Source organism: Pseudomonas sp. NFACC42-2 (genome assembly GCF_900116055.1).
GTDB classification, from domain to species: domain Bacteria; phylum Pseudomonadota; class Gammaproteobacteria; order Pseudomonadales; family Pseudomonadaceae; genus Aquipseudomonas; species Aquipseudomonas marginalis.
On the sequence record NZ_FOZO01000004.1, the window covers coordinates 298,640 to 319,200 of the forward strand.

Annotated in this window: 21 protein-coding genes and 1 pseudogene; 11 read left to right on the forward strand and 11 right to left on the reverse strand. The window is 61.4% G+C overall.

What is annotated here, in order from left to right:
- Positions 1-2 precede the first annotated feature (2 nt).
- Positions 3-371, forward strand: a complete 369-nt coding sequence (locus BM416_RS12135) for a DUF4870 domain-containing protein (RefSeq protein ID WP_027608287.1) — start codon at positions 3-5, stop codon at positions 369-371.
- 58 nt (positions 372-429) lie between these two features.
- On the opposite strand, the gene BM416_RS12140 is transcribed toward BM416_RS12135, so the two are convergent.
- Positions 430-1,209, reverse strand: a complete 780-nt coding sequence (locus BM416_RS12140; RefSeq protein ID WP_003195493.1) for an exodeoxyribonuclease III — start codon at positions 1,207-1,209, stop codon at positions 430-432.
- Positions 1,210-1,291: 82 nt separating this feature from the next.
- Here BM416_RS12140 and pyrE point away from each other — a divergent pair, with 82 nt between their 5' ends.
- Complete coding sequence (gene pyrE, locus BM416_RS12145; protein ID WP_027608288.1) at positions 1,292-1,939, forward strand: orotate phosphoribosyltransferase; 648 nt, start codon at positions 1,292-1,294, stop codon at positions 1,937-1,939.
- Positions 1,940-2,001: 62 nt separating this feature from the next.
- Here the strand turns inward: pyrE and argB are convergent, their stop codons facing one another.
- The 4 genes and pseudogenes from argB to coaBC all read right to left on the reverse strand — a co-directional run bounded on the left by argB (position 2,002) and on the right by coaBC (position 6,257).
- Positions 2,002-2,907, reverse strand: coding sequence for an acetylglutamate kinase (gene argB / locus BM416_RS12150; protein WP_015886532.1), 906 nt, complete (start codon positions 2,905-2,907; stop codon positions 2,002-2,004).
- An 18-nt stretch (positions 2,908-2,925) separates the two neighbouring features.
- Positions 2,926-4,332 (reverse strand): annotated as a pseudogene (locus tag BM416_RS12155) (phosphomannomutase/phosphoglucomutase); the annotation flags it as partial.
- Between the two features lie 255 nt (positions 4,333-4,587).
- Positions 4,588-5,043 carry a dUTP diphosphatase gene (gene dut, locus BM416_RS12165; protein ID WP_092488209.1) on the reverse strand — a complete coding sequence of 152 codons (456 nt, stop codon included), beginning with the start codon at positions 5,041-5,043 and terminating at the stop codon, positions 4,588-4,590.
- Between the two features lie 5 nt (positions 5,044-5,048).
- Entirely contained in the window at positions 5,049-6,257 is a 1,209-nt protein-coding gene (coaBC, locus tag BM416_RS12170; RefSeq protein ID WP_027608291.1) for a bifunctional phosphopantothenoylcysteine decarboxylase/phosphopantothenate--cysteine ligase CoaBC, read from the reverse strand.
- A gap of 142 nt (positions 6,258-6,399) precedes the next feature.
- Between coaBC and radC the strand changes: the two genes are divergently transcribed.
- On the forward strand, positions 6,400-7,074 hold the full coding sequence (radC, locus tag BM416_RS12175) for a RadC family protein (RefSeq protein ID WP_092488210.1): 675 nt from the start codon (positions 6,400-6,402) through the stop codon (positions 7,072-7,074).
- 28 nt (positions 7,075-7,102) lie between these two features.
- Here radC and BM416_RS12180 read toward each other — a convergent pair whose 3' ends face one another.
- Complete coding sequence (locus BM416_RS12180; protein WP_065937993.1) at positions 7,103-8,695, reverse strand: ABC transporter substrate-binding protein; 1,593 nt, start codon at positions 8,693-8,695, stop codon at positions 7,103-7,105.
- Between the two features lie 458 nt (positions 8,696-9,153).
- On the opposite strand from BM416_RS12180, the gene rpmB reads away from it, so the two are divergent.
- Complete coding sequence (rpmB, locus tag BM416_RS12185) at positions 9,154-9,387, forward strand: 50S ribosomal protein L28 (protein WP_003176907.1); 234 nt, start codon at positions 9,154-9,156, stop codon at positions 9,385-9,387.
- A gap of 11 nt (positions 9,388-9,398) precedes the next feature.
- Positions 9,399-9,554 (forward strand): 50S ribosomal protein L33, encoded by a 156-nt coding sequence (gene rpmG / locus BM416_RS12190; RefSeq protein WP_003176906.1) that lies wholly within the window; start codon positions 9,399-9,401, stop codon positions 9,552-9,554.
- 70 nt (positions 9,555-9,624) lie between these two features.
- Here the strand turns inward: rpmG and BM416_RS12195 are convergent, their stop codons facing one another.
- Positions 9,625-9,987, reverse strand: coding sequence for a cupin domain-containing protein (locus BM416_RS12195; protein ID WP_027608294.1), 363 nt, complete (start codon positions 9,985-9,987; stop codon positions 9,625-9,627).
- Positions 9,988-10,217: 230 nt separating this feature from the next.
- Between BM416_RS12195 and BM416_RS12200 the strand changes: the two genes are divergently transcribed.
- Positions 10,218-11,711, forward strand: a complete 1,494-nt coding sequence (locus tag BM416_RS12200; RefSeq protein WP_027608295.1) for an aldehyde dehydrogenase — start codon at positions 10,218-10,220, stop codon at positions 11,709-11,711.
- Positions 11,712-11,859: 148 nt separating this feature from the next.
- Complete coding sequence (locus BM416_RS12205; RefSeq protein WP_092488211.1) at positions 11,860-13,002, forward strand: MFS transporter; 1,143 nt, start codon at positions 11,860-11,862, stop codon at positions 13,000-13,002.
- A gap of 12 nt (positions 13,003-13,014) precedes the next feature.
- Here BM416_RS12205 and BM416_RS12210 read toward each other — a convergent pair whose 3' ends face one another.
- A complete protein-coding gene (locus tag BM416_RS12210) occupies positions 13,015-14,580 on the reverse strand; it encodes a phospholipase D family protein (RefSeq protein WP_092488212.1) in 1,566 nt (521 codons plus the stop codon).
- A 62-nt stretch (positions 14,581-14,642) separates the two neighbouring features.
- Entirely contained in the window at positions 14,643-16,067 is a 1,425-nt protein-coding gene (locus BM416_RS12215) for an aminotransferase-like domain-containing protein (RefSeq protein WP_092488213.1), read from the reverse strand.
- Between the two features lie 166 nt (positions 16,068-16,233).
- Between BM416_RS12215 and BM416_RS12220 the strand changes: the two genes are divergently transcribed.
- Positions 16,234-16,458: a DUF1127 domain-containing protein gene (locus BM416_RS12220; RefSeq protein ID WP_092488214.1), complete on the forward strand. Its 225-nt coding sequence runs from the start codon at positions 16,234-16,236 to the stop codon at positions 16,456-16,458.
- Here BM416_RS12220 and BM416_RS12225 read toward each other — a convergent pair whose 3' ends face one another.
- A complete protein-coding gene (locus BM416_RS12225; protein ID WP_092488215.1) occupies positions 16,459-17,751 on the reverse strand; it encodes an NAD(P)/FAD-dependent oxidoreductase in 1,293 nt (430 codons plus the stop codon).
- A 115-nt stretch (positions 17,752-17,866) separates the two neighbouring features.
- Between BM416_RS12225 and BM416_RS12230 the strand changes: the two genes are divergently transcribed.
- Entirely contained in the window at positions 17,867-18,220 is a 354-nt protein-coding gene (locus BM416_RS12230; protein WP_092488216.1) for a YkgJ family cysteine cluster protein, read from the forward strand.
- On the opposite strand, the gene BM416_RS12235 is transcribed toward BM416_RS12230, so the two are convergent.
- Entirely contained in the window at positions 18,217-18,705 is a 489-nt protein-coding gene (locus BM416_RS12235) for an Lrp/AsnC ligand binding domain-containing protein (RefSeq protein ID WP_003176896.1), read from the reverse strand. The two genes, BM416_RS12230 and BM416_RS12235, sit on opposite strands and share 4 nt — an antisense overlap.
- 156 nt (positions 18,706-18,861) lie before the next feature.
- On the opposite strand from BM416_RS12235, the gene dadA reads away from it, so the two are divergent.
- Together dadA and BM416_RS12245 are read left to right on the forward strand one after the other, a co-directional pair.
- A complete protein-coding gene (gene dadA, locus BM416_RS12240) occupies positions 18,862-20,163 on the forward strand; it encodes a D-amino acid dehydrogenase (protein ID WP_092488217.1) in 1,302 nt (433 codons plus the stop codon).
- Positions 20,135-20,488 (forward strand): RidA family protein, encoded by a 354-nt coding sequence (locus tag BM416_RS12245; protein ID WP_092488218.1) that lies wholly within the window; start codon positions 20,135-20,137, stop codon positions 20,486-20,488. The genes dadA and BM416_RS12245 overlap by 29 nt, the downstream gene beginning before the upstream one ends.
- Positions 20,489-20,561 lie beyond the last annotated feature (73 nt).

The window sequence follows — 20,561 nt, forward strand, 5'->3', positions numbered from 1 at the left end:
CCATGAATGACAGCCAAATGCCGGTGCCTACGCCTTCCTACGAGGTGCGTCAGGGGGCAATGTTGTGCCATCTTGCGGCGTTCCTGGGGTTTGTATTCCCCTTCGGCAGCGTCGTGGGGCCGCTGATCCTGTGGCAGATGAAAAAAGAAGTGGATCCGTTCATTGACGACCAGGGCAAGGAGGCGCTGAATTTCCAGATCACCGTAGCCATCGCCTGGATCATTTGCATCGTGCTGGCCTTCGCGGTCATTGGGTTTTTCCTGATGACGGCCTTGGTCATCGCAAGCGTGGTGCTGACGATCATCGGCGCAATCAAAGCCAACAAAGGGATCGCCTATCGCTACCCCTTGACCTGGCGCCTGGTCAAATAATCGACACCCACAAAAAAACCGACAGCGATGTCGGTTTTTTTGTGCCTGGATAAAGACCCTAGATGGTCAGTGTCCAGTCGTAGTCCACGATCAGCGGCGCGTGCTGCGAGAAGCGCGGCTGGCGCGGCAGGCGTGCACTGCGCACGAACCGGCGCAGACCCGGGGTCAGCAACTGGTAGTCGAAGCGCCAGCCCAGGTTGAGCATCTCAGCCTGTTCATTGTCTGGCCACCAGCTGTACTGGTCACCTTCGCGGCTGACTTCGCGCAGGGCATCCACATAGCCCATGTTGCCGACAATCTCGTCCATCCAGGCCCGTTCCGGCGCCAGGAAGCCCGGGGATTGCTGGCTGTCGCGCCAGTTCTTGATATCCAGCTTCTGTTGCGCCACGTACAGCGAGCCACAGTAAATGTACTCGCGACGTTTGCGTCGCTGTTTATCCAGGTAACGGGCGAAATCGTCCATTAGCTTGAACTTCTGGTTCAAGTCTTCATCGCCGTTCTGCCCCGAAGGAAGCAGCAAGGTCGCGATGCTGACCTTGTCGAAATCGGCTTGCAGGTAGCGCCCGTAGCGGTCGGCTGTCTCGAAGCCGAGGCCGCTGATGACCGCCTTGGGTTGCAACCGCGAGTACAAAGCCACGCCACCTTGGGTGGGCACTTCGGCATCGCAGGCATAAAGGAAGTAGCCATCCAGTTGGAAGGCTGGGTCGTCCAGTTCAAAGGCGGAGGCGCGGGTGTCCTGCAGGCAGATGACGTCGGCATTCTGAGCTTGCAGCCAACTGAGCAAACCACGCTCGACTGCAGCCTGAATACCATTAACGTTCACACTGATGATCCGCATAAATGGCCCCAAAAATCGCGTGCGTGTATGATACACGCCGTCTACCTAATTAGCTAAATCCGTGGTATCTGAGGCTTTTTTCATGCAGGCGTATCAACGCGATTTCATTCGTTTTGCCATCGATCGCGGGGTTTTGCGCTTCGGTGAGTTCACCCTCAAGTCCGGGCGCACCAGCCCGTATTTCTTCAATGCCGGCCTGTTCAACTCGGGTTCGGCCCTGGCTCAGCTGGGGCGTTTCTACGCGGCAGCCATCGTTGAAAGCGGTATTTCCTTCGACGTGCTGTTTGGCCCGGCCTACAAGGGCATCCCCCTGGCGGCTGCAACGGCCGTGGCCCTGGCGGAACATCATGGGCGCGACCTGCCATGGTGCTTCAACCGCAAGGAAGCCAAGGCCCATGGCGAAGGCGGCAGCCTGGTGGGCGCGCCGCTTACCGGCGATGTATTGATCATCGATGACGTGATCACGGCCGGTACGGCTATCCGTGAAGTGATGCAGATCATCGCTTCCCAGGACGGCGCCAAGGCCGCCGGTGTGCTGATCGCGCTGAACCGCCAGGAGCGTGGCAACGGTGAGTTGTCGGCGATCCAGGAAGTGGAGCGTGATTTCGGTATTCCAGTGGTCAGCATCGTGTCGTTGAACCAGGTGTTGCAGTTCCTGGAAGACGACCCGCAGCTCAAGCAGCACTTGCCGGCAGTTAAGGCGTATCGCGAGCAGTTCGGCGTTCAGTAATCGCCGAACCATAAAAAAGCCCCGCTCAACCTGGTTGAGCGGGGCTTTTTGTTTTCAGCGTTTTAAGGACGCTTGCGGTTACTGATCAGCGTGCCCACACCCGTATCGGTGAAGATTTCCAGCAAGATTGCATTCGGCACCCGGCCATCCAGGATCAGCGAGCTGCCGACGCCGCCTTGCACCGCTTCCAGTGCGCAACGGATCTTCGGCAGCATGCCGCCGTAGATGGTGCCGTCTGCAATCAGCTCGTCCACTTGCTGGGTGGTCAGGCCGGTCAGTACCTTGCCTTCCTTGTCCATCAGGCCGGCAATGTTGGTCAGCAGCATCAGCTTTTCAGCCTTCAATGCTTCGGCCACTTTGCCCGCCACCAGGTCGGCGTTGATGTTGTAGGACTCACCGTTGGCACCCACGCCAATCGGCGCGATCACCGGGATGAAGTCTCCCTTGACCAGCAGGTTCAGCAGGTCGGTGTTGATGCCGATCACTTCGCCTACCTGGCCGATGTCGATGATTTCCGGCTGGGTCATTTCCGGCGTCTGACGGGTAACGGTCAGTTTTTTCGCGCGGATCAGCTCGGCGTCCTTGCCGGTCAGGCCAATGGCGCTGCCGCCGTGACGGTTGATCAGGTTGACGATGTCTTTGTTCACCTGGCCGCCGAGGACCATCTCCACCACGTCCATGGTCTGCGCGTCAGTGACGCGCATGCCATCGATGAAGTGACTCTCGATCGACAAGCGCTTGAGCAGGTCGCCGATCTGCGGGCCGCCGCCGTGGACCACCACGGGGTTGATCCCCACGGCTTTCATCAACACGATGTCGCGGGCAAAGCCGGTTTTCAGCTCGTCGCTTTCCATGGCATTGCCGCCGTACTTGATCACCAGCGTCTTGCCGACGTAGCGTCGAATGTAAGGCAACGCTTCGGACAGGACCTTGGCGGTGTTGGCAGCGGCTTCGCGTTCGAGGGTCATTCAGGGCTCCGGTAAAAATCAGAACGGTAATTGGAGATCAGGGGCAACACGTTTCAACTGGGCGTGGAACACGTCCTTGATGCGCTGCAACTCAGCCTCGGTATCCGCCTCGAAACGCAGCACCAGCACCGGTGTGGTGTTGGACGCGCGAACCAGGCCCCAGCCCTTGGCGTAATCGACTCGCACACCATCAATGGTGGTCAGGTTGGCGCCTTCGCCCCATTGCGCATCGTGCAGTGCGTCAATGATGCTGAATTTGCTCTCCTCGGTCACATGGATATTGATCTCTGGCGTAGAAATATCATTCGGGAAGGTCTGAAACAGCTCTTCGGCGGTGGATTTTTCCTTGCTGAGGATCTCCAGCAGACGGGCGGCGCTGTAAATGCCGTCGTCAAACCCGAACCAGCGCTCCTTGAAGAACACGTGGCCGCTCATTTCGCCGGCCAACAGCGCGCCGGTTTCCTTCATTTTCTTTTTGATCAACGAGTGACCGGTCTTCCACATTAGCGGACGGCCACCATATTCCTTGATCAGCGGGGTGAGGCGGCGGGTGCACTTCACGTCGAAAATGATCTCGGCACCCGGGTTGCGCGCCACCACATCGCGGGCGAACAGCATCAGCAGGCGGTCCGGGAATACGATCTCGCCGGTTTCGGTCACCACGCCTACGCGGTCGCCGTCGCCGTCAAAGGCCAGTCCGACGTCAGCACCGGTTTCCTTGACCTTGGCGATCAGGTCCACCAGGTTTTCCGGCTTGCCTGGGTCCGGGTGGTGGTTGGGGAAGTTGCCGTCGACTTCGCAGAACAGCGGGATCACTTCGCAGTTCAGGGCTTCGAGCAGCTGCGGGGCGATCACGCCGGCCGCGCCGTTGCCGCAGTCCACCACCACTTTGAGGCGGCGTGCGAGTTTGACGTCGCCGGTTATTTCATCAGAGTAGCGCTGCAGGATGTCAACTTTGGTGATGCTGCCTTTGCCGCTGGTCAGGTCGTTGGTCTTCAGGCGGGTGTGCAGGGCCTGGATCTGTTCGTTGGCCAGGGTGTCGCCGGCGATGACGATCTTGAAGCCGTTGTAGTCTGACGGGTTATGGCTGCCGGTCAGCATTACCCCGGATTTGCCGGCCAGTACATTGGCGGCGTAGTACAGCGCGGGAGTGGGCACCAGGCCCACATCGCTGACATGGCAGCCGCTGTCGGCCAGGCCCTGGATCAGTTGTTCCACCAGTTCCGGACCGGACAGGCGACCGTCACGACCGACCGAAACGTTCGGCTCGTCCTGGGCCAGGCTCTGGGAACCAATGGCGCGGCCAATCCAGTAGGCGGTTTCGGCGGTCAGGGTCTTGGGGACTACGCCACGAATGTCATAGGCGCGAAAGATGCTGTCGGGGAATGTCGGGGCTACTCGGGCTGCGGTACTCATCGCGGGGGGAAACTCCATCTCAAGGGGGCAAGGCTGGCCTTAATGTGGCTGACCGGCAGGCTCAAACTGAAGGGTATGACGGTGTTTTCGGCAGAGAGTTCGTGGTGCAAAAGTGCCATCGGAGCTTGGCCCCTGTCTTTATTTCTGCGTAATGCATTGATTTCAAATGGGAAATCTCGCTGATAAAGTCCGCGCATTCTTCATCCTGAAAAGCCTTGCGGGGGCATCGAACCGGGCAAAAGCGCCCGGCCAGGTTCAGCGTAGTCAGTGACTGCCGGAATGCCCAAAACCGCCTGTGCCGCGTTGGGTTTCGTCGAAATCCTGCACCAGTTCGAAGCGCGCCTGCACCACCGGCACCAGTACAAGCTGGGCAATGCGCTCGCCGACAGCGATGTTGAACGCCGTCTGGCCACGATTCCAGCACGACACCATCAACTCGCCTTGGTAGTCCGAGTCGATCAGGCCTACCAGGTTACCCAGCACGATGCCGTGTTTGTGGCCCAGGCCGGAGCGCGGCAGGATCAGCGCGGCCAGGCCCGGGTCGCCGACGTAGATCGACAGGCCGGTGGGAATCAGAACGGTCTGGCCCGGTTCAAGGACGGTGTCTTGCTTGAGCATGGCACGCAGGTCCAGGCCGGCGGAGCCTGGGGTGGCGTAAGCCGGCAGCGGGAATTCGGTGCCGATGCGGGGGTCGAGGATCTTGGCTTGCAAAGCGTGCATGGAAATTAAACCTGGTTCAGCCGTTGGGCGATAAAAGAGATCAGTTGGCGGGCAATCTTGCCTTTGCTGGTCTGGGCGAAAAGAGTGGCGTGCAGCTCGCGGTCGATCACGCTGCAGGCGTTTTCCTCGCTGTTGAAGCCGATGCTCGGGTTGGCGACATCATTGGCAACGATCAGATCGAGGTTTTTGTCTTTCAGTTTGCGTGCGGCGTAGTCGAGCAGGTGCTCGGTCTCGGCGGCAAAGCCGACACTGAACGGGCGGTCCGGACGCGTGGCAATGGTGGCCAGGATGTCCGGGTTGCGCACCATTTGCAGGAGCAGGCCGTCGCCGCTCGTAGGGTCTTTCTTGAGCTTTTGCGGGGCGACGACTTCAGGGCGGTAGTCTGCAACCGCTGCCGAAGCGATAAACAGGTCACAGGGAATGGCGGCCTCACAGGCGGCCAGCATGTCCCGGGCGCTGACTACGTCGATGCGCGTGACGCGATCGGGGGTCGGCAAGTGCACCGGACCGGTGATCAGGGTAACGCGTGCGCCTGCCTCGACCGCGGCTTCCGCCAAGGCAAAGCCCATTTTTCCTGAGCTATGGTTGGTGATGTAGCGCACCGGGTCGATGTTTTCCTGGGTCGGGCCGGCCGTAATCAGCACGTGCCGGCCGGTCAGGGCCAGGTGCTGGAAGCACTCGGCGGCGCACAATGCCAGGTCGGTGGCCTCGAGCATGCGGCCCATGCCGACATCGCCGCAGGCCTGGCTGCCGGAGGCCGGGCCGAACACCTTGAGGCCACGGCTTTGCAGGAGTTGGGTGTTGGCCTGGGTCGCCGGGTCGCGCCACATGGCCTGGTTCATGGCCGGGGCGATGGCGACGGTGGCGTCGGTGGCCAGTACCAAGGTGGTCAGCAGGTCATCGGCGATGCCTTGCGCCAGGCGCGCGATCAGGTCGGCGGTGGCAGGAGCGATCAGTACCAGGTCGGCCCACTTGGCCAGTTCGATATGCCCCATGGCGGCTTCGGCTGCCGGGTCCAGCAGGTCCAGGTGAACCGGGTGTCCGGACAAGGCCTGCATGGTCAGCGGGGTGATGAACTCACTGCCGCCGCGGGTCATGACCACGCGCACTTCGGCGCCCTGGTCGAGAAGCCTGCGGACCAGCTCTGCGCTCTTGTAGGCGGCAATGCCGCCGCCGACGCCGAGAACGATGCGTTTCCGATACAGACGCTGCATTGGTTTGCCTTTCCAGTTCAGTGAAGCCAGTTCAGTGACGCCTGCGATGCCCCCTCCCCAGGTGAAATCGCACGCAAAAAAGAGGGCTACGATAACACAGCGTCCGCCCCGCAACAGCGGCGCACATGCACAGGGAGGTGGGATGAGTATTCGTGATTGGCCGGCGGCAGAGCGGCCGCGAGAGAAGCTTTTGGAGTGGGGTGCTGCGAGTCTGTCCGATGCTGAATTGCTGGCGATCTTCCTGCGCACCGGGGTAACCGGCAGGAGCGCGGTGGACCTGGCGCGCCATCTGCTAGCGCAATTTGGCGGTTTGCGCCCGCTGCTGGAAGCCAGCCAGGCGGTGTTCAGCCAGCAATTGGGCTTGGGGCCGGCGAAGTTTGCGCAGTTGCAGGCGGTGCTGGAAATGTCCCGACGCCATCTGGCCGAGCGCCTGCGCAGTGATTCGGTGCTGGAAAGCCCGGTGGCCGTGCGCAATTACCTCAAGTCGTTGTTGCGCCATGAGCCCCATGAAGTTTTCGGCTGCCTGTTTCTCGATTCAAAGCATCGGGTGCTGGGGTTCGAAGTGTTGTCCGAGGGGACCATCGACGCTGCCGTGGTCTACCCGCGGCAAGTGGTCAAGCGCGCCCTGGCCTATAACGCGGCGGCGTTGATTTTGTGTCACAACCATCCCTCCGGGATCGCGGAGCCCAGCGCGGCTGATCGAAAATTGACCAAGCTGCTGCAAAAGGCCCTGGAAGTGGTGGATGTGCGGGTACTGGATCACATCATCGTGGGAGACGGTGATCCGTTGTCGATGGCGGAATATGGCTGGATGTAAGCCCGCCCCCTGGGGGCGGGCCTGGTTCTCAGGGCTTGACGCTGACCTTCGAGAAGTCCTGGCGCCCGAACGGGCTCACCTGGTAGCCCTCGACGCTCTTGCGCGCCAGGGCGAACGCCGTCGGGTGCGCCAGCGGCAACCACAGCGCCTGTTGCTGGATCTGCGCCTGGGCCTGCTGATACAGCTTGCTGCGCACACCTTGTTCGCTGGTGGTCTTGCCGGCGCTGATCAGCTTGTCCAGCGCCGGATCGCAATAGCGGGCGAAGTTGGTGCCGGATTTAACCGCTGCACAGGAAAACTGCGGGGTCAGGAAGTTATCCGGGTCGCCGTTGTCACCGGCCCAGCCCATGAACAGCAGGTCGTGTTCACCCGCTTTGGCGCGGCGAATCAGCTCGCCCCATTCGATCACGCGGATCTCGGCCTGGATGCCCACCTTGGCCAGGTCCGCCTGCAGCAGTTGCGCGCCGAGGTTCGGGTTAGGGTTCAGCAGGCTGCCGGTGGGGCGCGTCCAGAGGGTGGTCTTGAAGCCGTCCTTGAGGCCGGCACGGTCCAGCAAGGCCTTGGCCTTGGCGAGATCCTGTGGATACCCCGGCAAGTCCTTGGCGTAGCTCCAGGTATTGGGTGGGTAAGGGCCGTTTGCGGCTTCGGCGGTGCCTTCAAACACCGCCTTGAGGTAGCTGCCCTTGTCGAAGGCCAGGTTGATGGCCTGGCGCACCTCGGGCTTGTCCAGGGGCGGGTGCTGGCTGTTGATGGCCACGAACGCGGTCATGAACGCTGCGGTTTTTTCTACCTTGAGTGCGGGGTCCTTTTCGGCCTCGCCCACATCCAGGGGCTTGGGCGACAGGGCGATCTGGCATTCGTTGCGGTGCAGTTTCTGCAGGCGCACGTTGGCGTCCGGGGTAATGGCGAAGATCAAGTTATCCACAGCCGGTTTGCCGGCGAAATAGTCCGGGTTGGCCTTGTAGCGCACTACGGCATCTTTCTGGAAACGGCTGAAGATGAACGGCCCGGTGCCGATCGGCTGGCTGTTGAGCTTCTCCGGCGTGCCGGCCTTGAGCAGTTTGTCGGCGTATTCCGCCGGGTAGATCGAGGCAAAGCCCATGCTCAGGGCCGCGAGGAAGGTGGAGTCGGCGTGATCGAGGGTAAAGCGTACGGTCAGTGGGTCGAGGGCATCGATCTTCTTGACCAGCGTTGGCAATTGCAGGGACTGGGCGTGGGGGAAGCCGCTCTGGGCGATCTTGTGCCACGGGTTGGCCGGGTCGAGCATGCGTTCGAAGCTGAAGCGCACGTCTTCGGCGGTCAGGGTGCGGCTTGGGGTGAAATACTCGGTGCGATGGAATTTCACGTCCGGGTGCAGCTTGAAGGTATAGGTCAGGCCATCCGGCGAGACGTCCCAGCTGTCCGCCAGGCTTGGTACCAGTTTGCCGCTGGCCGCGTCGTAGTCCACCAGGCGGTTCATCAGCACATCGGCCGAGGCGTTGGTGGTGGTCAGCGAGTTGTATTGCACCACATCGAACCCTTCGGGGCTGGCCTCGGTGCAGACGCTCAAGTTGCTGGCGGCAGAGGCCAGCGGCGCGATAAATAGAGGGGCTAGCAATAGCGGTAGGGCAGCGAGGCGCATGTTCGGTTTCCTTTGCAGATCGAAGGCCCATCTGCGAGTGCAGTCTGGAAAAGCCCTACCGTAGTGGTCTGGTTGAAAAATGACTAGCCCATTTTTGCCTGTGCTTTTGCCTCAAATGCTGTTTTGATGGCACCCCAGCGCGTTTCGCTGTGCGCTTTGCTGCGCGCGCGAGCGCTGTAAATCATTCTGTGCGACGAGCGGTCGGCTGTTACAGCGGCCCCTCCTGGCAACGGTTCGGACGTCTGTCGCCGAGATTTACGCCGGTAAAAATACACGGGCTGTTGTTGCACATGGGTCTTTCTGGTATAAAGCAGCGCTCTTTTCTAGGGGCCCGGTTCCTTCGCTTGTAGGTGTAGCCGGTAAGACCCTAAAGAAACGCGGCGCCTGGCGCCAAATGACTGAGAGATTAAGCGGCCAACCCATGCCGGGTTGGGCATGTGGTTTTAGAGGGCTGAGGCATGTCGAGAGTCTGTCAAGTTACCGGTAAGGGTCCGGTGACTGGGAATAACATTTCCCACGCAAATAACAAAACCCGTCGTCGTTTCCTGCCGAACCTGCAGCATCACCGCTTCTGGGTTGAAGAAGAGAAACGTTTTGTTCGCCTGCGTGTATCTGCCAAAGGCATGCGTATTATCGACAAGCGTGGCATCACTGTCGTGCTGGCCGAAATCCGCGCCGCTGGCAAGATCTAAGGAGCTCTATCATGCGTGAATTGATTCGAATGATCTCTAGCGCCGGTACTGGTCACTTCTACACTACCGACAAGAACAAGCGTACTACCCCGGACAAGCTCGAAAAGAAAATGTTCGACCCGCGCGTTCGCAAGCACGTGATCTACAAAGAAGGCAAAATCAAGTAATTGATTTTCCTCCTTGTGAAAAAAGCCCGTATCTCACGATACGGGCTTTTTTTTGCGTCGGATTTACTGATCAGGCCTTCTGCTCGAACACCACATAGATCTTGCGGCACGGCTCCAGCACTTCCCAGGTGCCGCTGAAGCCGGCGGGGATCACGAAGCGGTCGCCGGCACGCAAGGTCTTCGCATTGCCCTCGGCGTCGCGCAATACAGAGACGCCCTGCACGATCTCGCAATACTCATGCTCGCTGTAGTTGACCTGCCACTGCCCGACCTCACCTTCCCAGACCCCGGCGTTCATCTGGCCGCACGGGCTGTTGTAATGGTTGTACACCGTTTGTTCGGGATCGCCCTTGAGGATTTTTTCCGCGGCAGGGCGGTAGCGGTCTGGGGCGGTGTTGGCCTGGCTGAAGTCGACGATGTCCTGGATGCTCATGTGCGTGTCCCGTCTGGCCTGCGGTTGGAGAGCCCAAAGTCTATGTTTATTAAAATGAACATCGCAAGGGCGTTTACCGCGGTTATGTCAAATATATTGAAACATCCCCGGCCGCTGGTTTAGGGTGGCAGCTGCCTTTGAGCCGAACAGCTGGCTGGCGGGCAAGCATTCTTTGAGGCTGCCGGGGGACATCGCCTGGCCCTTGTATTCAATAAGAGGAGGACACTCGCATGACCACCCTGACCCGTGCCGACTGGGAACAACGCGCCAAGGATCTGAAGATCGAAGGCCGCGCCTACATCAATGGCGAATACACCGCTGCTGTTTCCGGCGACACCTTCGAATGCATCAGCCCGGTCGATGGCCGCCTGCTCACCAGCGTAGCCAGTTGTGACGCCGCCGACGCCCAGCGCGCCGTAGAAAATGCCCGCGCCACCTTTAATTCCGGTGTCTGGTCGCGCCTGGCGCCGGCCAAACGCAAAGCCACCATGATCCGTTTCGCCGCGCTGCTCAAGGCCAATGCCGAAGAACTGGCGCTGCTCGAAACCCTGGACATGGGCAAGCCGATCAGTGACTCCCTGAACATTGACGTACCCGGCGCGGCAAATGCCCTGAGCTGGAGCGGCGAGGCAATCGACAAGATCTACGACGAAGTCGCAGCCACCCCGCACGATCAGTTGGGTCTGGTGACCCGCGAGCCGGTCGGCGTGGTGGGTGCCATCGTGCCGTGGAACTTCCCGCTGATGATGGCCTGCTGGAAACTCGGCCCGGCGCTGTCCACCGGTAACTCGGTGATCCTCAAGCCGTCCGAAAAATCCCCACTCACCGCTATCCGCATCGCGGCCCTGGCCGTTGAAGCCGGTATTCCGAAAGGCGTGTTCAACGTGCTGCCGGGCTACGGCCACACCGTCGGCAATGCGCTGGCGCTGCACATGGACGTCGACACACTGGTGTTCACCGGTTCGACCAAGATCGCCAAGCAACTGTTGATCCGCTCCGGCGAATCGAACATGAAGCGTGTATGGCTGGAAGCCGGCGGCAAGAGCCCGAACATCGTTTTTGCCGATGCTCCGAACCTGCAAGCCGCCGCCGAATCCGCTGCCAGCGCCATCGCCTTCAACCAGGGTGAAGTCTGCACTGCCGGTTCGCGCCTGCTGGTGGAACGTTCGATCAAGGACACCTTCCTGCCGCTGGTGATAGAGGCCCTCAAGGGCTGGAAACCCGGCAACCCGCTGGACCCGGCGACCAACGTCGGTGCCCTGGTGGACACCCAGCAGATGAACACCGTGCTGTCGTACATCGAAGCCGGCCACACTGACGGCGCCAAGTTGGTGGCGGGTGGCAAGCGCATCCTGGAAGAGACGGGCGGCACCTACGTCGAGCCGACGATTTTCGACGGTGTAACCAACGCCATGAGAATCGCCCAGGAAGAAATCTTCGGCCCAGTGCTGTCGGTGATCACCTTTGACGGCGCCGAGGAAGCTATCAAGATCGCCAACGACACCCAATACGGCCTCGCCGCTGCGGTGTGGACGTCGGACATTTCCAAGGCGCACCTCACCGCCAAGGCCCTGCGTGCCGGTAGCGTGTGGGTCAACCAATACGACGGCGGCGACATGACCGCACCGTTTGGCGGCTTCAAGCAGTCGGGTAATGGTCGCGACAAGTCGCTGCATGCGTTCGACAAGTACACCGAGCTGAAGGCGACCTGGATCAAGCTGTAAGCAACACCGCAGGCAAATGTGGGAGGGGGCTTGCCCCCGATAGCAGTGTGTCAGGCACTAACAGTGCTCACTGATCCACCGCAATCGGGAGCAAGCCCCCTCCCACACTGTTTTGTGTGAACCCATGATTATCCACAGGAGCGTGGCAATGCGTTGGGCGACCTATTTCGCCGTCCTGGCCTCGGTACTCAGTGTCGGCCTGGCCCTGGGCGTCAGCATGCCGCTGGTCTCCCTGCGCCTGGAGGGCTGGGGCTACGGCAGTTTCGCGATTGGCGTAATGGCCGCCATGCCGGCCTTTGGCGTATTGCTCGGCGCCAAGGTCTCCAGCCGCCTGGCCGCCTGGCTCGGCACCGCGAATCTCATGCGTCTGTGCCTGTGGGCTGGCGCGGTGTCCATCGGTTTGCTGGCCATTCTGCCCAGCTACCCGATATGGCTGGCGTTGCGCCTGATGATCGGGGTGATCCTGACCATCGTGTTTATCCTCGGTGAAAGCTGGATCAACCAGTTGGTGGTGGAGCAGTGGCGTGGCCGGCTGGTGGCGCTGTATGGCTGCAGTTATGCCTTGAGCCAGCTCTCGGGCCCGTTGCTGCTGGGCCTGATCGGTACCGACCATGACTATGGTTTCTGGGTCGGCGTTGGCCTGCTGGTGGTGGCTCCGTTGGCATTGCTGGGTCGCTCTGGTGCGCCCAGTGCCGAATCGTTCAGCGTGACCTTCGCGGACCTGTGGCGCTTCTGCCTGAGCCTGCCGGCGATTGCCTGGGCGGTGGCGCTGTTCGCCGCGTTTGAGGCGATGATCCTGACGCTGCTGCCGGTGTATTGCCTGCAACAGGGCTTCACTGCCGAAATTGCCCTGGCGATGGTCAGCACGGTAGTGGTCGGTGACGCGCTGCTGCAACTGCCCATCGGTGCGCTGGCGGATTATCTGCCACGACGCACGCTGTTTTTGAGTTGCGCACTGCTGTTGCTGGCATCGAGCCTGGCGGTTCCGTTGCTGATGCACACGCTGCTGATCTGGCCAATATGGGTGCTGTTCGGCGCCAGTGCCGGCGGGTTGTTCACGTTGTCGCTGATCCTGATCGGCGAGCGTTATCGTGACGATGCGCTGGTGCGTGCCAATGCCCACATCGCGCAGTTGTGGGGCATCGGTTGCCTGATCGGCCCGCTGGTAGCCGGCGCCGGCAGCCAATGGATCAGCGGGCACGCGCTGCCGTTGCTGATGGCGGCCGGGGCCTTGGGTTTGGTGCTGCTGTTGCTGCGCCAAGGCGCATTTGGTGCTGCTCAGCCCGCTTGATCCTCGCTGTTCCTAGAGCATGCGCTCCAGGCCGACCGAGGTGGCGAACCAGGCATTGAACCGTCGCCACCAACTGCCCGGCTCACGGGTCAGGGTGTGCAGTTGGCCGTTGTCCTCGGTCACCCATACCACGTTGCCGTCCTGCAGTTTCGCCTCGTAGCTCAGGGCCGGCGCCATGCCTTGCAGGGCGAGATTGCGCACGTGTTCCGCCAGCTCGGGACTGTCCACCAGCACGCCGACCTCGGTGTTCCACAGCACGGAGCGCGGGTCGAAATTGAAGGAACCGACAAACGATTTTTGCCGATCAAAGATCATCGCCTTGCTGTGCAGGCTCGAGTCCGAGCCGCGGAACGTGCCTCGGCGAAACAGGTGCGGGCCGCTGCCGCTGCCGTCACCCGGTTGGCGGCGCAGCTCGTAGAGTTTTACCCCGTGCTCCAGCAGCGCCTTGCGGTACGGTGCATAGCCGCCATGTACGGCAGGCACGTCGGTGGCTTCGAGGGAGTTGGTCAACAAGCTCACCGATACGCCCGCGTCGGCGCGCCCCGTCAGGTACACCAGCCCGGGCTGTCCCGGCACGAAGTACGCCGAGATCATCATCAGTTCATGGTTGACGCCTTCCAGCTCCGGGGCCAGTTGCGTGGTCAGCAGCAGATGCGGGTCCGGGTCGGCCTTGGACAGCACCTTGCTGGGTGCGTCCCACAGCGCCTGGTTCCAGGCCCAGATCAGTTCGCGGCGCCAGATGTCCATGCGCGGCTGGGTCTGGTAGGTGCGCAGGCGCGCGTACAGCGCGTGCTTCTGCTGGCGCGATTCGGCCAGCGACGCCTCCAGGCTCAGGCGCGCGGCGGCCAGGTCACCTTTGGAGGGCGTATTGGAGACAAAATCATCAATGGGTTTGCTCAGGGCGCTGTTCCAGTACTGATCGAAACTGTGCCCGAGTTGCTCGGCCACCGGCCCCACGCTGAGCATGTCGATATCGGTGAAGTTCAGGTTGGGCTCGGCGTCGAAATACTCATCCCCCAGGTTGCGCCCACCGACGATGGCCACGCTGTTGTCCGCCAGCCACAGCTTGTTGTGCATGCGCCGGTGTTGCAGCGACAGGTTGAACAGGCGGCCCATGGCGCGCGTCACACCGGTGCTGCGCCCCAGGTGCAAGGGGTTGAACAGGCGAATCTCGATCTTGGGGTGGGCGGCGAGGGTGGCGATGATCTGGTCGAGGCCGTCGCTGGTGGTGTCATCCAGCAGGATGCGCACGCGCACGCCACGGTCGGCGGCCTTGAGCAGTTCATCCACCAGCATGCGCGTGCTGATGCCGTCGTGGACGATGTAGTACTGCAGGTCAAGGCTGGTCTGGGCATTGCGGATCAGCTCGGCGCGGGCCATGAAGGCTTCGCTGCTGTTGGGCAGCAGGCGAAAACCCGAACGGCCCTGGTAAGGCGCGGCCTGGGCCTGGATCGAGCGGCCGAACGACGACTGGGCGGCCGGCAGGGCGTCGCTGGGTATGCGTGGGGTACTCACCGTGGCGCAGCCGCTCAGGGCCAGGGCTCCCAGCAGGAAAAACGGTAAAAGCCGTCGAATCATCAAGGGAGTCGTGTCCAGGTCAGGGCGGTTGTCGACATATGACGGCGATTTCTCGCGAAAGGTCAGTCCACCGTGTCGGCCAGCATCTTGATCGCGGCAGCGCCGACTTTGCGCACGGCCTCTTCAATCTGGGCGGTGGGCTTGGCAGCGTAATTCATGCGCAGGCAGTTACGGTACTTGCCCGACGCGGAAAAGATGCTTCCCACAGCCACCTGTACGCCTTGTTCCACCAGTGCGCGGTTGAGCTTGAGGGTGTCGAAACCTTCCGGTAGTTCTATCCACAGCATGAAGCTGCCTTGTGGGCGGCTGGCGCGGGTGCCGGCCGGGAAGTAGCGGCTGACCCAGTCGAGCATCAGGTCGCGATTACGCTGGTATTGCGTGCGCATCCGTCGCAAGTGCGGTTCGAAATGACCACCCTTGAGAAACTCGGCAATTGCGATCTGCGGCTGCGTGGCGGTGGAGCCGGTGCTGATGTACTTCATGTGCAGTACCCGCTCCAGGTACCGGCCCGGAGCGACCCAGCCAATGCGCAGGCCTGGCGCCAGGGTCTTGGAGAACGAACTGCACAGCAGCACACGACCGTCTTCGTCGAAGGATTTGATGGTGCGCGGGCGTGGGTAGCTGTAGGCCAGTTCGCCATACACATCGTCTTCGATGATCGCGACGTCAAAGCGCTGGGCCAGGGTCAGCAATGCGCGTTTGCGCGCCTCCGGCATGATATAGCCCAGGGGGTTATTGCAGTTGGGGGTCAGCTGGATGACCTTGATCGGCCACTGTTCCAGTGCCAGTTCCAGGGCTTCGAGGCTGATGCCGGTGATCGGGTCGGTGGGGATTTCCAGGGCTTTCATGCCCAGGCCCTTGAGGGTCTGCATGGCCCCGTGGAAGCTGGGCGAGTCCACCGCAACAATGTCGCCTGGCTCGCAGATGGCGTGGATGCTGGCGGACAGCGCCTCGTGGCAGCCGGTGGTAATCACGATGTCCTCGGCCGTCAGTTGGCAGCCGGAATCCACTGACAGACGGGCGATTTGCTCTCGCAGTTCCATACAGCCGAGGATATTGTCGTAATACAGTCCGGGCAGATCCTGGCGCCGGCTGACGCGAGCCAGGCTGCGCAGCAGGGGCTTGAGGGTGGGCGACAATACATCCGGCATGCCGCGACCCATCTGTATGACGTCTTTGCGCGGGACTGCGCGAATCAATTCCAGCACCTGGTCCCACTGCGATATTTCCACCGGACGCTGGGCCGGGCGGCCGACCTCCGGCAGTGCCGGCAACTCCCGACCTACCGGTACAAAGTAGCCGGACTTAGGCTTGGGCATCGCCAGGCCGTTGTCTTCCAGCAATCGATACGCCTGCTGCACGGTGCTCAGGCTGACCCCGTGCTCCACGCTCAAGGCGCGTACGGACGGCAGTCGATCGCCAGGGCGATAGAACCCCTGTTCGATGCGTGTGCCCAGCAATTCGGCGAGGTTGACGTAAAGCGTCATGGCGGTCGCTCCCAGGGGACCAGTACAGATAGGGGGAAAATACAGGATTCAGCCGCGCATAGGCAGTGTCTGTATGGATTTAATAAAGGTGGGTTGAATCTGTAATGGTTTTGCCTGCTCGCTCATTCTAGCCACTCATGGCAACAGGCAAATGAGGGGCAGCAAAATGAACGGCATGAGTGATGTGCGGCTGACGTTACACAGTCAGGAATTGCAGGCTGGGCAGGAGCGGGCGACGTCGCCGCGCGAGATCAGCCGCTGGAGCCTGTTCTGGCACCGCCGCCATACACGCAAGGCCTTGCTGCACTTGACCGGCGAGCAATTGCGCGACGTGGGGTTGAGCGCAGAGCAGGCACGCCAGGAAGGTTTGAAACCCTTCTGGCGCGATTGATCAGACCAGCTCTTTGAGGCGGTGCCAGAGCATTCCCAAGGCCAGCAGCGGCGAGCGCAGGTGCTTGCCGCCGGGAAAGGTGATGTGTGGCACCCGGGCGAACAGGTCAAAACGTCCCTGCTGCTGGCCACTGATGGCTTCGGCCAGCAGCTTGCCCGCCAGGTGCGTGGCGTTGAGGCCGTGGCCTGCGTAGGCCTGGGCGTAATACACATTGGGCTGGTCCGCCAGGCGGCCGATCTGCGGCAGGCGGTTGGCGCCGATGCCGATCATGCCGCCCCATTGGTAATCGATCTTCACGTCGGCCAGCTGTGGGAACACCTGCAGCATCTTTGGCCGCATGTAGGCGCCGATGTCCTTGGGGTCGCGTCCGGAGTAGTGGCAGGCGCCGCCGAATAACAGGCGACGGTCGGCGGACAGCCGGAAGTAATCCACCGTCACGCGCTGGTCACACACCGCCATGTTCTGCGGTAGCAGGTTGGCGGCTTGGGCCTGGCTCAAGGGCTCGGTGGCGATGATGTAGCTGCCGGCGGGCAGCACCTTGCCGCTTAATTGCGGATTCAGTCCATTGAGGTAGGCATTGCAAGCCAGGACCAGGGTCTTGGCGCGCACAGTGCCTTGGGCGGTGTGCACCTTGACCTCGGGGCCGTAGTCGATGCGCGTAACTTGCGACTGTTCGAACAACTGCACACCCAATTGCTGCGCGGCGGCGGCTTCGCCGAGAGCCAGGTTCAATGGATGCAGGTGGCCGGAACCCATGTCGATCATGCCGCCCACATAGCGGTCGGAGCCGATGACGCTGCCCATGTCGCTCGCCTGCAGCAGGCGCACTTCGTGGCGATAGCCCAGGCTGCGCAGTTCTTCGGCGTCTTCGGCAAGGCCTTGCAGGTCGCGAGGCTTGTTGGCCAGGTCGCAGTAGCCCCAGGTCAGGTCGCAGGGGATCTGGTAGCGTTCGACACGTTCACGCACGATCTCCACGGCTTCCAGGCCCATCAGCTTCATCTGGCGCACGCCATCGGTGCCGATCACGTTGGTGAACTGCTCCAGGCCATGACCGACGCCGCGAATCAACTGGCCGCCATTGCGCCCGCTGGCACCCCAGGCGATCTTGCGCGCCTCCAGCAGCACCACGCTGAAGCCGCGCTCAGCCAGCTCCAGGGCCGTGTTGAGCCCGGAAAAGCCGCCGCCGATCACGCACACATCGGTGCTCACTTCGCCCGTCAGCGCCGGGTAATCGGGTTGCGGTACGCTGCTGGCGGCGTAGTAGGAAGCGGTGTGCCGGGCGCTGGCAGTCATGGGGAGCATCCCTGTTTGGAAAATTTGACGCAGGATACAGCGGTCGGACGAAGCTGTCTGCGCAGGGCGTTTTGCTTCAGAATCCACCTCTATTCGCCGTTCGGTACCTGTTTCGATGAGTTGCAACAGTCAGAAAATCAGCGCGCTGCGCCGTCAGATTCCTTCGTTCGAGTGCGTCCCCGGCTGCCACGACTGCTGTGGGCCGGTCACCACTTCGCCCGAGGAAATGTCGCGCCTGCCACGCAAGACCGCTGCCGAGCAGGACGCCGCGATGGACGAGCTGAACTGTGTGCACCTAGGCCCCAACGGCTGCACCGTATATGACGAGCGGCCGCTGATCTGTCGGCTGTTCGGCACCACGAAGACCTTGCCATGCCCCAATGGGCGGGGGCCCGCAGAACTGATTCACCCACGGGTGGAAAAGCAGATCCATGAATACATGGCGAGCACTCGGCAGGTGCTGGTTTAATCGGGAATAGGCAGGTTGAGGCTCTCCTTGACCTCTTCCATCACGATATAGCTCTTCGATTCCCGCACATGGGGCAACTTGAGCAGGATGTCGCCGAGCAATTTGCGGTACGAGGCCATCTCGGAAATCCGCGCTTTCACCAGGTAGTCGAAGTCCCCCGAGACCAGGTGGCATTCCAGCACATGGGGCAGTTTCAGCACGGCGCGGCGGAACTCCTCAAAGGTGTCGCCGGATTTGTAATCGAGGCTGATCTCGACAAATACCAGTAAACTTCCTTTCAAATGCTGGGGATTGAGCCGCGCGTTGTAACCCATGATGATCCCCTCGCGCTCCAGCCGCCGCACCCGCTCGGTACACGGCGTGGTGGAGAGCCCGACCTTTTCCCCCAGCTCGGTGAACGAAATTCGCCCATCGGTTTGCAGGATGCGCAGGATGTTGCGGTCGATCTTGTCCAGCTCCCGCTTGGTCTGGGTGTTGGTACGCATAGGGGATACGCCTCTGTAAAAAGGGTTTTTGCCGAGAATTGTCGCCAAATATAGGCATTTATATAGTGAAATGCACTGGCGATTGCTTTTTATACTGCGTCCATCATTGCTCGAATAACACACGTCAGCGGCCAAGCCCGCGATGAGGGTATAAAAATGCGCGTTCTGGTCTTGGGTAGCGGCGTCATTGGTGTGACCAGTGCCTACTATTTGGCGCGGGCCGGCTTTGAAGTGGTTGTGGTCGACCGTCAGCCGGCTGCTGCCATGGAAACCAGTTTCGCCAACGCCGGCCAGGTGTCCCCAGGCTACGCTTCGCCATGGGCCGCGCCGGGCGTGCCGCTCAAGGCCATCAAGTGGTTGTTGCAACGCCACGCGCCGTTGGCGATCAAGGCCACGGCGGATATTGACCAATACCTGTGGATGGCGCAGATGCTGCGCAACTGCACCGCCAGCCGTTATGCGGTGAACAAGGAGCGCATGGTGCGCCTGTCCGAGTACAGCCGTGACTGCCTCGATGAGCTGCGTGCTGAAACCGGTATCGCCTACGAAGGCCGCACCCTCGGGACTACCCAGTTGTTCCGTACCCAGGCTCAGTTGGATGGCGCCGCCAAAGACATCGCCGTGTTGAAAGAGTCCGGTGTGCCGTTCGAGCTGCTCGACCGCGCCGGTATTGCCCGTGTTGAACCGGCCCTGGCCAGCGTCACCGATATCCTCGCCGGTGCCCTGCGCCTGCCCAACGACCAGACCGGCGACTGCCAGATGTTCACCACCCGCCTGGCCGACATGTGCAAGCAGCTGGGTGTGGAGTTCCGTTTCGAACAGGACATCCAGCGCCTTGACTACGCGGGCGAGCGCGTCAACGGCGTGTGGATCGACGGCAAGCTGGAGACCGCCGACCGCTACGTGCTGGCCCTCGGCAGCTACTCGCCGAAGCTGCTCAAGCCGCTGGGGATCAAGGCGCCGGTGTACCCGCTCAAGGGCTACTCGCTGACCGTGCCGATTACCAACTCGGCGATGGCGCCGACGTCGACCATTCTCGACGAGACCTACAAGGTCGCCATCACCCGTTTCGACAACCGCATCCGCGTCGGTGGCATGGCTGAAATAGCCGGTTTTGACCTGTCGCTTAACCCGCGTCGGCGTGAAACCCTGGAGATGATCGTCAACGACCTTTATCCTCAGGGCGGCGATCTGGCCGAAGCCACGTTCTGGACCGGCCTGCGTCCGACCACACCCGACGGCACGCCGATTGTCGGTGCCACGCCGTTCAAGAACCTGTTCCTCAACACCGGCCATGGCACCCTCGGTTGGACCATGGCGTGCGGCTCCGGTCGCCTGTTGGCCGACCTGATGGCGAAGAAAACGCCGCAGATCAGCGCCGAAGGCCTCGATATTTCCCGTTATGGCAACCACCAGGAGTCCGCAAAACATGTCAATCCAGCGCCAGCTCACCAATGAGCGCATGAGCCAGGTCGTCGTTCACAGCGGTACCGTGTATCTGGCCGGGCAAGTCGGTGACGATATGAACGCCGGGATCGAACAGCAGACCCGTGAAACCCTGGCCAATATCGAACGTTTGCTGGACTTGGCCGGCACCGACAAAACCAAGCTGCTGTCGGTGACGATCTATCTGAAGGACATCGACGCCGATTTCGCCGGCATGAATGCGGTGTGGGACAAGTGGCTGCCCAAAGGCGTCGCCCCGGCCCGCGCCACGGTTGAGGCCAGGCTGTGCGAACCGGAAATCCTGGTAGAGCTGTCCGTCGTGGCCGCGCTGCCTTAAACAACGCTCCCTCTCCCGGTGCTGACGCTGTTGGTCGGTGCCGGTTTTTTCTCCACTTTGCCGCCTAGAAGCC